At 71.0% G+C, this 14034-nt stretch carries 14 protein-coding genes; 11 read left to right on the forward strand and 3 right to left on the reverse strand.

Annotation, left to right across the window (positions count from 1 at the left end; translation table 11 throughout):
- Positions 1–79: 79 nt before the first annotated feature.
- The 9 genes from AMK10_RS06640 to mutM all read left to right on the forward strand — a co-directional run bounded on the left by AMK10_RS06640 (position 80) and on the right by mutM (position 9139).
- Positions 80–1702, forward strand: a complete 1623-nt coding sequence (locus tag AMK10_RS06640; RefSeq protein WP_073745689.1) for a DAK2 domain-containing protein — start codon at positions 80–82, stop codon at positions 1700–1702.
- 51 nt (positions 1703–1753) lie between these two features.
- Positions 1754–3982 (forward strand): ATP-dependent DNA helicase RecG, encoded by a 2229-nt coding sequence (gene recG, locus AMK10_RS06645; protein WP_073745692.1) that lies wholly within the window; start codon positions 1754–1756, stop codon positions 3980–3982.
- A gap of 88 nt (positions 3983–4070) precedes the next feature.
- On the forward strand, positions 4071–4655 hold the full coding sequence (gene rsmD, locus AMK10_RS06650) for a 16S rRNA (guanine(966)-N(2))-methyltransferase RsmD (RefSeq protein WP_073745694.1): 585 nt from the start codon (positions 4071–4073) through the stop codon (positions 4653–4655).
- Between the two features lie 26 nt (positions 4656–4681).
- Positions 4682–5161 carry a pantetheine-phosphate adenylyltransferase gene (gene coaD / locus AMK10_RS06655; RefSeq protein WP_198959652.1) on the forward strand — a complete coding sequence of 160 codons (480 nt, stop codon included), beginning with the start codon at positions 4682–4684 and terminating at the stop codon, positions 5159–5161.
- Positions 5162–5258: 97 nt separating this feature from the next.
- Positions 5259–6377, forward strand: a complete 1119-nt coding sequence (locus AMK10_RS06660) for a cell division initiation protein (protein WP_073745698.1) — start codon at positions 5259–5261, stop codon at positions 6375–6377.
- A 138-nt stretch (positions 6378–6515) separates the two neighbouring features.
- The gene (locus AMK10_RS06665; RefSeq protein ID WP_073745700.1) at positions 6516–7181 is read left to right on the forward strand and encodes a YceD family protein; all 666 of its coding nucleotides are present in this window, start codon (positions 6516–6518) and stop codon (positions 7179–7181) included.
- Between the two features lie 2 nt (positions 7182–7183).
- The gene (gene rpmF, locus AMK10_RS06670) at positions 7184–7357 is read left to right on the forward strand and encodes a 50S ribosomal protein L32 (RefSeq protein WP_003965982.1); all 174 of its coding nucleotides are present in this window, start codon (positions 7184–7186) and stop codon (positions 7355–7357) included.
- 19 nt (positions 7358–7376) lie between these two features.
- Complete coding sequence (gene rnc / locus AMK10_RS06675) at positions 7377–8201, forward strand: ribonuclease III (RefSeq protein ID WP_073745702.1); 825 nt, start codon at positions 7377–7379, stop codon at positions 8199–8201.
- Positions 8202–8281: 80 nt separating this feature from the next.
- Positions 8282–9139, forward strand: coding sequence for a bifunctional DNA-formamidopyrimidine glycosylase/DNA-(apurinic or apyrimidinic site) lyase (mutM, locus tag AMK10_RS06680; protein ID WP_073745704.1), 858 nt, complete (start codon positions 8282–8284; stop codon positions 9137–9139).
- 11 nt (positions 9140–9150) lie between these two features.
- Here mutM and AMK10_RS06685 read toward each other — a convergent pair whose 3' ends face one another.
- The 3 genes from AMK10_RS06685 to AMK10_RS06695 form a co-directional block, all read right to left on the reverse strand.
- On the reverse strand, positions 9151–9558 hold the full coding sequence (locus tag AMK10_RS06685; protein ID WP_073745706.1) for a winged helix-turn-helix transcriptional regulator: 408 nt from the start codon (positions 9556–9558) through the stop codon (positions 9151–9153).
- A gap of 76 nt (positions 9559–9634) precedes the next feature.
- Entirely contained in the window at positions 9635–11674 is a 2040-nt protein-coding gene (locus tag AMK10_RS06690; protein WP_073745708.1) for a PA14 domain-containing protein, read from the reverse strand.
- A gap of 211 nt (positions 11675–11885) precedes the next feature.
- A complete protein-coding gene (locus AMK10_RS06695; protein WP_073745710.1) occupies positions 11886–12818 on the reverse strand; it encodes a CAP domain-containing protein in 933 nt (310 codons plus the stop codon).
- A gap of 156 nt (positions 12819–12974) precedes the next feature.
- On the opposite strand from AMK10_RS06695, the gene AMK10_RS06700 reads away from it, so the two are divergent.
- Positions 12975–13256, forward strand: a complete 282-nt coding sequence (locus AMK10_RS06700) for an acylphosphatase (RefSeq protein ID WP_073745712.1) — start codon at positions 12975–12977, stop codon at positions 13254–13256.
- A gap of 437 nt (positions 13257–13693) precedes the next feature.
- Positions 13694–13906 carry a hypothetical protein gene (locus tag AMK10_RS06705; protein ID WP_033304037.1) on the forward strand — a complete coding sequence of 71 codons (213 nt, stop codon included), beginning with the start codon at positions 13694–13696 and terminating at the stop codon, positions 13904–13906.
- The last annotated feature ends 128 nt before the right edge of the window (positions 13907–14034 follow it).

A 14034-nucleotide genomic window follows, 5' to 3' on the forward strand; every position in this document is an offset into this window, starting at 1 on the left:
CTCTGCCCGCCCGGCCCGGGCACGAGGGCTACTCTGCGGTGCAGCCAGCCCCCCACGGCCGTCCCAAGGAGGACCAACGGTGCCGCAGTCCCCCGACGTTCTCGACGCCGTCGCGGTGCGCACCTGGTGCTCACTGGCCCTGGAGGCCCTGGGCCGCGAGCGGGCGGCCATCGACGCCATCAACGTCTACCCGGTCGCCGACGGGGACACCGGCACCAACCTCTATCTGACCGTCGAGTCCGCCGCCGCGGCCGTCGAGGCGGTCTTCGCCGCCCACGAGACCGGCTCCACCGTCCCCGGCCCGGCCGACGCCGTGCGCGCCATGGCGCACGGGGCGCTGATCGGCGCCCGGGGGAACTCCGGCACCATCCTGGCCCAGCTGCTGCGCGGCATGGCGGGCGTACTGGCCGAGTCGGGTGACGCGAGTCACCTGCGTACGGCGCTGACGGAGGCCGCCGCCGCGGCCCGGCTGGCCGTCGCCCACCCCGTCGAGGGCACCGTGCTGACCGTCGCCACCGCCGCGGCGGAGGCGGCCGGGTCCGCCCCGGACGGCGCCCGCCTCCGGGACGTGCTCGACGCGGCGTACGAGGGCGCGCGCACGGCCCTCGCCGCCACCCCCGGCCAGCTCGCCGTCCTCGGGCGGGCCGGAGTAGTGGACGCGGGCGGGCAGGGCCTGGTCACCGTGCTCGGGGCGCTGCTCGAAGCGGCCGGGGGGCGGCCCCGGGAACGCGCCGTCCCGGCCGCCCCGGACGTCCTGCCCCTGACCGGCGACTGCGCGGAGGCGGACCCCGAGGGCGGGCCCGCCTTCGAGGTGATCTACCTCCTGGAGGCCCCGGACGAGGCGGTCGCCCGGCTGCGGAGCCGCCTCGACGCCCTCGGGGACTCCCTCGTCGTGGTCGGCGGCGACGGCCTGTGGAACGTCCACGTCCACGTCGACGACGCCGGGGCCGCCGTCGAGGCGGGGGTCGAGGCCGGCCGGCCCTACCGCATCCGGATCACCCACTTCGCCGCCGACCGCGTCCGGGCCGGCAAGGACCCCGTCCAGCGCGCGGTCGTCGCGGTCGTCCCCGGCGACGGGCTCTCCGAGCTCTGCACCGAGGCGGGGGCCACCACCGTGCTGGCGCGCCCCGGCGAACCCCCCGCCAGCGGCGAGCTGGTCGACGCGATCCGCCGGGCCCACGCCCGCGAGGTGGTCCTGCTGCCCAACGACGCCCAGCTGCGCCACACCGCGGCCGCCGCCGCCGAACAGGCCAGGGCCGAGGGCGTCCGTGTCGCCCTGGTTCCCACCCGCGCCGCCGTGCAGGGCATCGCCGCCCTCGCCGTCCACGAACCGGGCCGCAGCTTCGACGAGGACGTCGTCGCGATGACCGCGGCGGCCGGCGCCACCCGCTACGCCGAACTCGCCGTCGCCGAACGCCAGTCGTGGACCATGGCGGGCATCTGCCAGGCCGGCGACATCCTCGGCCTGATCGACGGGGACGTCGCCGTCATCGGGGCGGACGTCCCCGGTACGGCCCGCACGGTCCTGGACAGGATGCTGTCGGCGGGCGGCGAACTCGTCACCCTGGTCCTCGGCCAGGACGTGCCCGACGCGCTCGCCGACGAACTCGGCGAACACGTCCGCGAGGGCTACCTCGCCGTCGACACCGTCGTCTACCGGGGCGGCCGTCAGGCGGCGCCCCTGCTCATCGGCGTCGAGTGACACCCCGCGCGACACGGCGCCCGGCGACATCTGTCAGTGCCGTGGTGTGCAATGGACCGCGTGTCCGCTTTCGATGAACCCCTCAAGAAGCTGCTCGGCGGAGCCACCGCGAAGGTGATGGCCGAACACCTCGACCTGCACACGGTCGGTGATCTGCTGCACCACTACCCGCGGCGCTACGAGGAGCGCGGCCGTCTCACGGCGCTCACCGAGCTCCCGCTCGACGAGCACGTGACGGTCGTCGCACAGGTCGCCGACGCGCGGATCATGATGTTCAACAACGGCCGGGGCAAGCGGCTTGAGGTCACCCTCACCGACGGCAGCGGCAGGCTCCAGCTGGTCTTCTTCGGGCACGGTGTCCACAAGCCCCACAAGGACCTGCTCCCCGGCCGGCGGGCCATGTTCGCGGGCAAGGTCTCCGTCTTCAACCGGAAGATGCAGCTCGCCCACCCCACGTACCAGCTCCTCGACGCGCAGGACATGGACGGGGAGGCCGGGATGACGGAGGCGGTCGACGCCTTCGCCGGCCAGCTGCTGCCGATCTACCCCGCCTGCAAGCAGCTCGACTCCTGGCGCATCGCCAAGGCCGTGGACACCGTCCTGCCCAGCGCGCAGGACGCGGTGGACCCGCTGCCCCCCTCGCTCCGCGACGGCCGCGGATTTATCCCGCTGCCCGAGGCACTGCTGCGCATCCACCGCCCGCAGACCAAGGCGGACATCGCCGCCGCGCGCGACCGGCTGCGCTGGGACGAGGCGTTCGTCCTCCAGGTCGCGCTCGCCCGCCGCCGCCTCGCCGACACCCAACTCCCCGCGGTGGCCCGCGCGTCCGTCCCCGACGGGGTCCTCGACGCCTTCGACGCAACCCTCCCCTTCACCCTCACCGACGGCCAGCAGAAGGTCACCGCCGAGATCTTCGGCGACCTGGCGACGGAACACCCCATGCACCGGCTGCTCCAGGGCGAGGTCGGTTCGGGCAAGACCCTGGTCGCGCTGCGGGCCATGCTCCGCGTCGTCGACGCGGGAGGCCAGGCGGCGATGCTGGCGCCCACCGAGGTGCTGGCCCAGCAGCACCACAGGTCCATCACCGAGATGATGGGCGAGCTCGCCGAAGGCGGGATGCTGGGCGGCTCGGACAAGGGGACGAAAGTCGTGCTGCTCACCGGCTCCATGGGCACCGCGGCCCGTCGGCAGGCGCTCCTGGACCTGGTCACGGGCGAGGCCGGGATCGTCATCGGCACCCACGCCCTCATCGAGGACAAGGTGAAGTTCCACGACCTCGGCCTCGTCGTCGTCGACGAACAGCACCGCTTCGGCGTGGAACAGCGCGACGCGCTGCGCTCCAAGGGCAAGCAGCCCCCGCACCTCCTCGTCATGACGGCGACGCCCATCCCGCGCACGGTCGCGATGACGGTCTTCGGCGACCTGGAGACCTCCGTGCTCGACCAGCTCCCGGCCGGCCGCTCGCCGATCGCCAGCCATGTCGTCCCCGCCAAGGACAAGCCCCACTTCCTCAGCCGCGCCTGGGAACGCGTCCGCGAGGAGGTGGAGAACGGCCACCAGGCGTACGTCGTCTGCCCCCGCATCGGCGACGACGCCGACGAGGCCGGCGAGAAGAAGGGGAAGGCGGGCAAGAAGCAGCCCGCCCCCGAGGACGACGCCGAGAAGCGTCCGCCGCTCGCCGTCCTGGACATCGCCGGACAGCTCGCCAAGGGCCCGCTCACCGGGCTGAGCGTCGAGGTGCTCCACGGCAGGATGGCGCCGGACGACAAGGACGACGTCATGCGCCGGTTCGCCACGGGCCAGGTGGACGTCCTGGTCGCCACCACCGTCATCGAGGTCGGGGTGAACGTCCCGAACGCCACCGCCATGGTGATCATGGACGCGGACCGCTTCGGGGTGTCCCAGCTGCACCAGCTCAGGGGCCGCGTCGGCCGTGGCAGCGCCCCCGGCCTCTGTCTGCTGGTCAGCGAGGCCCACGAGGCGAGCCCGGCCCGGGCCAGGCTCTCCGCGGTGGCCGCCACGCTCGACGGCTTCGAGCTCTCCCGCATCGACCTCGAACAGCGGCGCGAGGGCGATGTCCTCGGCCAGGCCCAGTCCGGAGTCCGCTCCTCCCTGCGGGTGCTCAGCGTGATCGACGACGAGGAGGTCATCGCGGCGGCCCGCGAGGAGGCCGTCCGCGTCGTCACCGACGACCCCGCCCTGGAGCGGCTTCCGGAGCTGCGCATCGCGCTGGACGCCCTCCTGGACAAGGACCGGGAGGAATACCTCGACAAGGGCTGACCGGGCGGATCCGCGAGGACGCCATATCGTGGGAACACGGCACGCGTCCCGTCCTGTGTGCCGCCCACGACCCGAGGACCAGACACCCATGACCCGCGTGATCGCCGGCTCGGCCGGCGGACGCCGCCTGGCCGTCCCGCCCGGCACCGGCACCCGCCCCACCTCCGACCGTGCGCGCGAGGGCCTGTTCTCCACCTGGCAGGCGCTGCTGGGGACGCTCGACGGCATCCGTATCGCCGATCTGTACGCCGGATCCGGTGCCGTGGGCCTGGAGGCGCTGTCCCGGGGGGCGGCGCACGCGCTGCTCGTCGAGGCCGACGCCAGGGCCGCCCGCACCGTCCGCGACAACATCCGCACCCTCGGACTGCCCGGCGCCGAGTTCCGTACCGGCAAAGCCGAACAGATCGTGACGGGACCGGCACCCACCGACCCGTACGACGTGGTCTTCCTCGACCCTCCGTACGCCGTCACGGACGACGATCTTGGGGAGATACTGCTCACACTCCGTGCCCAGGGGTGGCTCACGGACGGCGCTCTCGTCACCGTGGAACGGAGCACCAGAGGCGGGGAATTCAACTGGCCCGAAGGATTCGAGCCACTGCGGGCCCGTCGCTACGGCGAGGCCACGTTTTGGTACGGTCGCGCCGCCTCTACGTGCGAAGACGCACGATGACCGCACCGGAGAGCGAGGGAACCACGTTGCGCCGCGCCGTCTGTCCGGGGTCGTTCGACCCCATCACCAACGGACATCTCGACATCATCGGACGAGCCTCCAAGCTGTACGACGTCGTGCACGTCGCCGTGATGATCAACCAGTCCAAGAAGGGCCTGTTCACGGTCGACGAGCGGATCGAGATGATCCGCGAGGTCACCGCCGACTTCGGCAACGTCGAGGTCGAGTCCTTCCACGGCCTGCTGGTCGACTTCTGCAAGCAGCGCGACATCCCGGCCATCGTGAAGGGCCTGCGGGCCGTGAGCGACTTCGACTACGAACTCCAGATGGCCCAGATGAACAACGGCCTCTCGGGCGTCGAGACCCTCTTCGTGCCGACGAACCCCACCTACAGCTTCCTGTCGTCCTCCCTGGTCAAGGAGGTCGCCACCTGGGGCGGCGACGTGTCGCACCTGCTGCCGCCCACCGTCCACGAGGCCCTCGCGGAGCGTCTCGGCCGGAAGTGATCCGCTGACCGACCGTCACCAGGTGTCGGACGGGAGGCGACTGGCCTTACAGTCGTCCCGTCCGTCTCCAACAGCAGCAGAGAGTGGCGAGCACACGGTGGACGTGCAGAAGAAGCTCGACGAGATCGTCGAAACGGTCGGGAACGCCCGCTCCATGCCCATGTCGGCGTCCTGCGTGGTCAACCGGGCCGAACTGCTCGAGATGCTCGAGGAGGTCCGCGAGGCCCTGCCCGGCTCCCTCGCCCACGCCCAGGAGCTCATCGGCGGCCATGAGCAGCTCGTCGAGCAGGCCCGGCAGGAGGCCGAGCGGATCATCGAGTCCGCCCGTGCCGAGCGGGGATCGCTCGTCTCCGGCACCGAGATCGCCCAGCGCGCCCAGGCGGAGGCCGACCGGATCCTGTCCGAGGCCCGCCGGGAGGCCGAAGAGGTCCGGGCCGAGGCCGACGAGTACGTCGACAGCAAGCTCGCCAACTTCGAGGTCGTCCTCACCAAGACCATCGGATCCGTCGACCGGGGCCGCGAGAAGCTCCTCGGCCGCGGCGAGGGCCTCGACGAGCAGGGCTACGAGGACCCCGACTTCGCCGAGGCGCCCGAGCGCAGCGCCGACCCCGAGACGCTCCGCAGGCGTGCCGACGACTACGTGGACACCAAGCTCGGCGCCTTCGAGGCCGTGCTCGCGAAGACGCTGGAAGCCGTCGGCCGCGGCCGCCAGAAGCTGCACGGCCGGGTGGCCACCGACGAGCTCGGCGCGCACATGGCGGCCCAGGACGCCGCCGGCGGCCTTCAGCACACCAGCGACGAGGACCACTGGGCCGGACTGGCCGAGCTCGCCACCCCCGAGCCCGCCCAGAGCCCCCAGCAGCACACGTACGCCGAGCCCGCGCAGCCGGACTACGCGCCGGTGGCGGACTACCAGGACCCCGCGCAGGCCGGCTTCCCGGCCCAGCCCCAGGGCGAGCCGCAGTACGCGCAGACCTACGGCTACCAGGACCAGCAGCAGCTCCAGCAGGACCCGTACGCCGGCTACCAGCAGCAGCCCGACCCGTACGCCGGCTACCAGCAGCAGGCGTACGACCCGAACCAGCAGCAGGAGTACTGGCCGCAGCAGGCGCAGGTGCCCGCGCAGCAGGGGGAGAGCGCGCTGGACGAGACCAGCCTGTTCGACACCAGCATGATCGACCTGGAACAGCTGCGCCGCTACGAGCAGGGCCGCTGACCGGAGCGGTCCGTACCGGATTGGGAGCTGGGCGGTACGTCCAGTATCCTGGCTCTTCGGTCGCGCGTATGTCCGCGATCCCGGCTGCCCTCATTCCCCCGGGACAGGGGCGGCCCTCCCGAAAGCCGCACCACGCACATGATCTCGAAAGCAGGAAAAGCCCTGAACGGCCACCTCGACCACCGCAGCCCTCTCGTGTTCGATACGCGCGAGCTGGGCCGGCGTCCGGGTACCCAGAAGCGGCTGACCCGCACGGCGGAAGCACCGAAGGACCTCGGCATCGACGGGGTCATCGGCGTTCCGGAGAACGCGCCCCTGGCGCTGGACCTCCGCCTCGAATCGGTCATGGAAGGGGTGCTCGTCACAGGCACCGCCCGTGCGACGGCCGAGGGGGAGTGCGTAAGGTGTCTGGAGCCGCTGACCGTCGAGGTCGAAGCGGACTTCCAGGAGATGTTCTCGTACCCTGACGCCGATGACCGGAACCGCAGCAGGACCGCGGACCCGGTCGACGACGCCGAGGACGACGAGGACAGGTTCTTTCTCGAGGACGACTCGTTCGACCTCGAGCCTGTGCTGCGTGACGCGGTGGTGCTCGCACTGCCGCTGCAGCCGGTGTGCAAGGAGACCTGTGCCGGTCTGTGTTCCGAATGCGGGATCAGGCTGGACGAGAATCCGGACCACCACCACGACGTCGCCGACATTCGTTGGGCGGCACTGCAAGGACTCGCCGAGACCGTTCAGGACGGCGAGAAGGACAACATGGGCGGCGCCGAACCGGGCGTCGACGAGAAGCAGGAGAAGTAGCCGTGGCTGTTCCGAAGCGGAAGATGTCGCGCAGCAACACGCGCCACCGCCGGTCGCAGTGGAAGGCTGCGGTCCCCACCCTGGTTTCGTGCGAGCGTTGCCAGGAGCCGAAGCTCCAGCACATTGCGTGCCCGAGCTGCGGCACCTACAACAAGCGCCAGGTCCTCGAGGTCTGAGCGGCTGGTGAGAGGCCCGATGTCTGAGTTGTCCAGCGCCAAGAAGCAGGCAGACAACATCAACACAGCCTCGTCCCACACGCTTCTGGAAGGGCGGCTCGGGTATCACCTCGAGTCCGCCCTTCTGGTGCGTGCGCTGACCCACCGTTCGTACGCATACGAGAACGGCGGTCTGCCCACCAACGAGCGGCTCGAATTCCTCGGGGATTCGGTGCTCGGCCTGGTGGTCACGGACACGCTGTACCGCACCCACCCCGACCTGCCCGAAGGCCAGCTGGCCAAGTTGCGGGCCGCGGTGGTCAACTCGCGTGCGCTTGCGGAAGTGGGCCGCGGCCTCGAACTCGGCTCCTTCATCCGGCTCGGCCGCGGTGAAGAGGGCACGGGTGGCCGGGACAAGGCTTCCATCCTCGCCGACACCCTTGAAGCGGTGATCGGCGCCGTCTATCTCGACCAGGGCCTCAGCGCGGCCTCGGAGCTGGTCCACCGGCTCTTCGACCCGCTGATCGACAGGTCCTCGAACCTCGGAGCCGGCCTGGACTGGAAGACCAGTCTCCAGGAGCTCACCGCGAGCGAGAGCCTCGGAGTCCCCGAGTACCTCGTCACGGAGACCGGCCCCGATCACGAGAAGACCTTTACTGCTGCCGCTCGCGTCGGTGGTGTCTCGTACGGCACCGGCACCGGCCGTAGCAAGAAGGAAGCGGAGCAGCAGGCGGCGGAGTCCGCCTGGCGCGAGATCAGCGCCGCCGCGGAAGCACGGGAGGCGGCGGCCAAGACCGCTGCCGACGGAGGGGCCGCCGACACCCCTGCCGACCCGTCGCCGAACTCGGACGCCGCTCCGGCCTGAAGCAAGCGGAAGCCCCTCGGTGCCCTCGCGCACCGGGGGGCTTCCGCTGTCCCGCCACCTCTCCGAAGGAGTGCCCAGCCGTGCCCGAACTGCCCGAGGTCGAAGTCGTGCGGCGGGGTCTGGAGCGCTGGACCGCCGGGCGCACCGTCGAGGCCGTGGAGGTCCTGCACCCCCGCGCGGTCCGCAGGCACCTCGCGGGCGGCGCCGACTTCGCGGCCCGGCTCCGGGGGCTGCGCTTCGGCACGGCGATGCGACGCGGGAAGTACCTCTGGGTGCCCCTGGACGAGGCGGACTCCTCGCTGCTGGGCCACCTGGGCATGAGCGGCCAGCTGCTCGTGCAGCCCGAGGACGCCGCCGACGAGAAGCACCTGAGGATCAGGATCCGCTTCGACGACGCCCTCGGCACCGAGCTGCGCTTCGTCGACCAGCGGACCTTCGGCGGACTCTCGGTGCACGAGAACACCCCGGACGGGCTGCCCGACGTCATCGCGCACATCGCTCGCGACCCCCTGGACCCCGCCTTCGACGACGACGCCTTCCACGCGGCGCTCCGCCTGCGCCGTACGACGCTCAAGCGCGCCCTGCTGGACCAGTCCCTGATCAGCGGCGTCGGCAACATCTACGCCGACGAGGCGCTCTGGCGCAGCAGGCTGCACTACGAGCGGCCGACCGCGACCCTGACCCGTCCGAGGACGGCCGAGCTGCTCGGGCACGTCCGGGAGGTGATGCGCGAGGCACTCGACCAGGGCGGCACCAGCTTCGACAGCCTGTACGTCAATGTGAACGGCGAGTCCGGCTACTTCGACCGCTCGCTGGACGCCTACGGACGCGAGGACGAACCGTGCCGCCGCTGCGGTACGCCGATGCGCAGGCGGCCCTGGATGAACCGCTCCAGCTATTTCTGCCCGCGCTGCCAGCGTCCGCCGAGGATCTCCTGAGGCCTCCGGCCTCAGGCCGGGTGCGCGGCGTCGTACCGAGCCCGGGCCTCGACGACCTCGGGCATCCGGCCCTCGACGAACTGGATGAGGTCCATCAGCCGGGCGGCGACCTCGCGGCCCAGAGGCGTCAGCTCGTAGTCGACGCGCGGCGGATTGGTGAGCCGGGCATCGCGGTGGACCAGGCCGTCGCGCTCCAGTGCGTGGAGCGTCTGGGAGAGCATCTTCTCGCTGACACCGTCGACCCGGCGGCGCAGCTCGTTGAAGCGGGCGCCGCTCTCGTACAGCGCCCCCAGGGTCAGTCCGCCCCAGCGGCCGGTGGCGTGCTCCAGCGTGCCGCGCGAGGGGCACAGCCGTGAGAAGACGTCGAACGGCATGTCGCCGCCGTCGTCCCGCACCCGCTCCGTCCGTGTCTCGCTCATACCCGCAGCTTACGCCTGCGCAGCGCCCACCCTGGGTGAGCGCTGCGCAGGAGGAGGAGCGGGAGCGCCGTCGCCGTCAGCGGCTGATGACGGAGACCTCACTCGCACCGGACGTGGTGCCGTCCGCGTAGTTCACCGAGATCCGGTAGTAGACCGTGCTCGCCGGCGGCAGGGCGGGGTCCACCCAGTTCCAGGAGGTGACGTTGTCCCTGGGCTCCGTGTGGACCAGGTCGAAGGTCTGCGTCACCGGGTTCCAGCGGTGGACGGCGAAACCGGTGACCTCGCCGAGGGTCGTGGAGCTCGCGAGAGCCCAGGAGATCCAGCCGTTCTGGTCGGAGCCCAGGTACACCAGCGGCGCGCCGGTCGCCGCCGGTGCGGTCGGGCGGAGGTCCAGCTCGGTGACGTCGACCGCTGTCGCGCCGGTGGCCGGGGTGAGCTGGTTCCCGTACTGGTCGACGGCGACCACGGCGTAGCGGACCTGCTGTCCGTCGGCCGGGACGTAGTCGTGGAACGTGGTCTCCGTGATCTGCCAGGGCTTGAAGTCCGCCGGATGCGGCACGGCCTTGTACGTCCACTCCCCGTCGACGAGGGTGCCGCGCAGCACGAGGTAGTGGGCGAGGCCGGGGTCCTTGCTCGCGTCCCAGGAGAGGGTGACGCCGTTCTTCTCCGGGACGGTCCTCACGCCGGTGACCGCCGGGGGCGCCGTCGTGTTCCCGTTGACGGTGACCGTGAGCCCCGCGGACGGGGTGCCGCCGTTCCCTTCGTGGTCGACCGCGACGACGTAGTAGGCGTACGTGGCGCCGGGCTGCGGGGCGGCATCGGTGAACGACGTCCCCCTGACGCCCGAACCGACCTCCGTGCGGGTGGCGCTGCTGGTGCCGGGGCGGCTCGTCCGGAAGACCGAGTAGCCGGCGAAGTCGCTGCTGGTCACCGCGGAGGCGTCCCAGGTGATGGTGACGCCCGCCTCGCTCTCCGAGGCCCGCGCGTTGAGCGCGGTGTCCACCGGGCCGGTCGTGTCGTCGCTGTAGTACATCGCGGTGCCGGAGGCCGGGGACTCGTTGCCGCTCGTGTCGACGGCGGTGACGACGTAGTAGTAGACGTCACCGGTCTGCGGCAGCGGTCCGCTGTAACCGCCGCCGGTGGAGGCCAGCCGGTTGGCGGGGGTGAGGGCGACCGGCTGCGAGGTCGAGCGGTAGACCCGGTACTCGGCGAGGTCGGGCTCGGTGTTGCCGTCCCAGTACAGGGTGATCTTGGCCGGGCTGCCCATCGCCCAGTTCTTCTCGACGCCCTTCGGGGCGGCGGGGGCCGTGCGGTCCACGGTGGTGATGCCGAGGTCGGCGGTGCCCGACGAGGTGTTGCCCGCCTTGTCGTACGCGCGCACCTCGTAGTAGTAGACGTTGCCGTCCTTCGGCGCGGTCGTGTCGGTGTACGAGGTGGACGTCGTGGTCGCGAGGGCCTTCGACGGATAGGAGGCGCCCTTCAGCCGCCGGTACACGCGGTACCCGGCGAGGTCCATCTCCTGGTTCTTCGCCCAGCTGACCTTGGTGGACGTGGAGGCGGTGCTGTAGGTGACGGCGGTCCCGGTGGGGACCAGCGGCTTCACCTTGTCCACGGTCGCCGTGGTGCGGGGAGCGTACGAGAACTTGACGTTGGCGGCGCCGGTCCAGTTCACGAAGTCGACGCGCAGGCTGTGCTTCCCCGAGGGGATGGTCACGTTGACCGTCTTGGAGACGGTGCTGGAGACGTTCTTCCACAGGTCGACCTTGCGTACGCCGTCGACGTAGACGCGGATGCCGTCACGGGAGGACGCCGCGAACGAGAACGGTCCGCCCGAGCCGAAGTCGCGGGTCATGGACCAGCGGACACCGAAGTCGTTGGAGGGCATGCCCTTGTAACCGGGTGCGCCCGTGCCCCAGTTCTGGTCGATCACGGAGTCGCAGTCCGTGCCCTTGGGCGTGCCGGAGAAGCTGGTGTTCGCGTAGAACATCCGCTTGAAGACGGGCGAGGCGCAGGTCACCGCTGCGGAGGCGGGGGCGGCCGTGGCGAGCAGGCCGCCTGCGGAGGCGAGTACCACAGCGGTGGCGGTGGCCACCGTGGTGCCTCTGGGTCGGTTCATTCGTTCCTTCGGTCTTGATCATCTGCAGTCCGGAAATGACTGCCGACGATCAAGACTCCTGGTGGGCGGCCATGGTTGTAGGCCCGACGGGCTCCTTCGGGGGCTTTTGGAGCGACCGCGGGCTCCTTCGACGGGCTCTCCGGAACGGCCGGGGACAGCGAGAGGCCCCGCCGGTCCGTCGACCGGCGGGGCCTCTCGTCCGTACGGCCTCTCAGAAGCCGAAGTCCTGCGTCCACCAGGGGCCGCCGGAGCCGAGGTGCACTCCCACGCCCAGGGTCTTGTAGTCGCAGTTGAGAATGTTTGCGCGGTGGCCCTCGCTGTTCATCCAGGCGTCCATCACGGCCTGGGCGTCGGCCTGTCCGCGGGCGATGTTCTCCCCGCCGAGACCCTCCACACCGGCAGCGGCGGCACGGTCCCAAGGGGTCGCCCCGTCGGGGTCGGTGTGGCCGAAGAAGTCGCGGGCGGCCATGTCCTCGCTGAAGTCCTGGGCGAGCGCGGTGAGCGGGGCGCTGGTGGTGACCGGGCTGCAGCCGACCTTCGCACGCTCCTGGTTGACCAGGGCGAGCACGGCCGCCTGGGCGGAGGTGCCGGCCGGGCTCGGGGAGCTCTCGGCCGTGCGGCTCGGGGTGGCCGACGCGGTCTTCGGCGCGGCCGGGGCCTTGGTGGCCGGGGCGGACGACGCGGTCTTCTTCGGCTTGGCGGCCGGAGCCTTCGTCCGCTCGGGCGTCCTGGTGGCCTGCTTGGACGCGGTGGCCGACGGCTTCTTGCTCGGCGTGGCCGAGGGGGACGCCGAGGGAGAAGCCGAACGGTCGCCACCCCTGCTGGCCTCGGCCGACGCGGACGCCGACGTGCGGCCGGTCGGCTCGGCGGACGCGTCGCCCTGGGTCAGCAGATCGGGAGCGCCGCCCGCCTGGACCTGGTCGGAGGACGGGTCGCCGCTGACGTTGTAGCTGCCGCCGCCGGGCAGCAGTCCGGACGCCACGGCGACCGCTCCGACGGCCACGGCCGCGGACACACCGAGAAGTCCGGCGCGCACCGGCAGCCCGGTCCGCTTCTTCCGGCGGGCGCTGCGCGGCCCTTCCGCCGCGTGCGCCGCGTGCTGCTCAGCGGCGGGGGCCGCGCCTGCGCGTCGATGCCGTCCCATGCGCTGTGCCTTCCTCGTGCTCCGGACGCCAGGGCCGGCGTCACCGAATTCAAGATCAGCATCACCCGTTCGGGTGAGGCTATTGCGAGGGGACCTTACGCCATGGCGGATTGGGGCGACGTGCTCCTTGAGCAATTGGCCGGTTAGCGTTCGGGCATGAACGAAGATGCACGACTCGTCGTTTGGGTACGCGGCCGAGTACAGCAAGTAGGGTTCCGCTGGTTCACCAGGGCAAATGCTTTGGAGATCGGAAATCTCACCGGCTTCGCCCTCAATCTCGACGACGGCCGGGTGCAGGTGGTCGCCGAGGGGCCACGTGAGAATTGCCACCGTCTGCTGGACTGGCTCGGCTCCGACGACACACCCGGGCGCGTGGACGGCGTCACTGAGATCTGGGACACGCCCCGCGGTGGTTACGAGGGATTCGCGATCCGCTGAAGCCCGCCCGGAAAGGGGGCGCGGATCCGCTCCGTACACACGGTGCGGCACGCGGTCACCGGAAGGTCCGCGAGGGGCTCGCACCCGAAATGACCTGCGAATTGACCCGGCGCGGGCACATGGTTGCCAAGAAGACCCCGCCGTGTCAGGCTGCGGCATTGACGAAGATCTCCACGCCCCTCGGGGACCCGCGAGAGAGTCGCGCCGCATGATCGTCGAGCCGCGCGCCCCCGGGACACCCGGCTCACTGGCGTGTGATCGTGTTGACCGTCAAACTTTTTGGTGAGACGCTGAAAACCCCGCGCACCTTAGCTGTTCGGCAGAGCTGGTGACAGCAGAACAGCAGTGAATACAGAACACTGCCGAGCACCGCGGGTGCGATTCCCTCACGACCCACACCGCATCGGTCGGTCACTCAGTGTGGAGGACCATCCATCATGGCAAAGGCGCTTCTCGGTTACGTCGGCGGTTCCGACCCGCGACTCCTCGCCGAGATGCGACGGCTTCAGAAGCGCGTCCAGGACCTGGAATCCGAGCTCGTACGGATCCAGGACGAGAACGACGCGCTCAACGCCGCCGCCCAGCACCAGGAGTCGCTGCTCGACAGCATCGACATCGACGTACCCCAGGCGGAGCCCGCGCTGACCTGACCCTCAGGCCCTGCCGGGGCCGGTCGGGCCGCACGCCGGCTGCTCGGGATCAACCACTGAATGTCTTTCGTCACGGATCGGTCGTCCTGGAACACCGAGGATTGCTCGTGATCCGGTCCGCTCGCGAT

Source organism: Streptomyces sp. CB02058 (assembly GCF_001905505.1).
Taxonomy (GTDB): domain Bacteria; phylum Actinomycetota; class Actinomycetes; order Streptomycetales; family Streptomycetaceae; genus Streptomyces.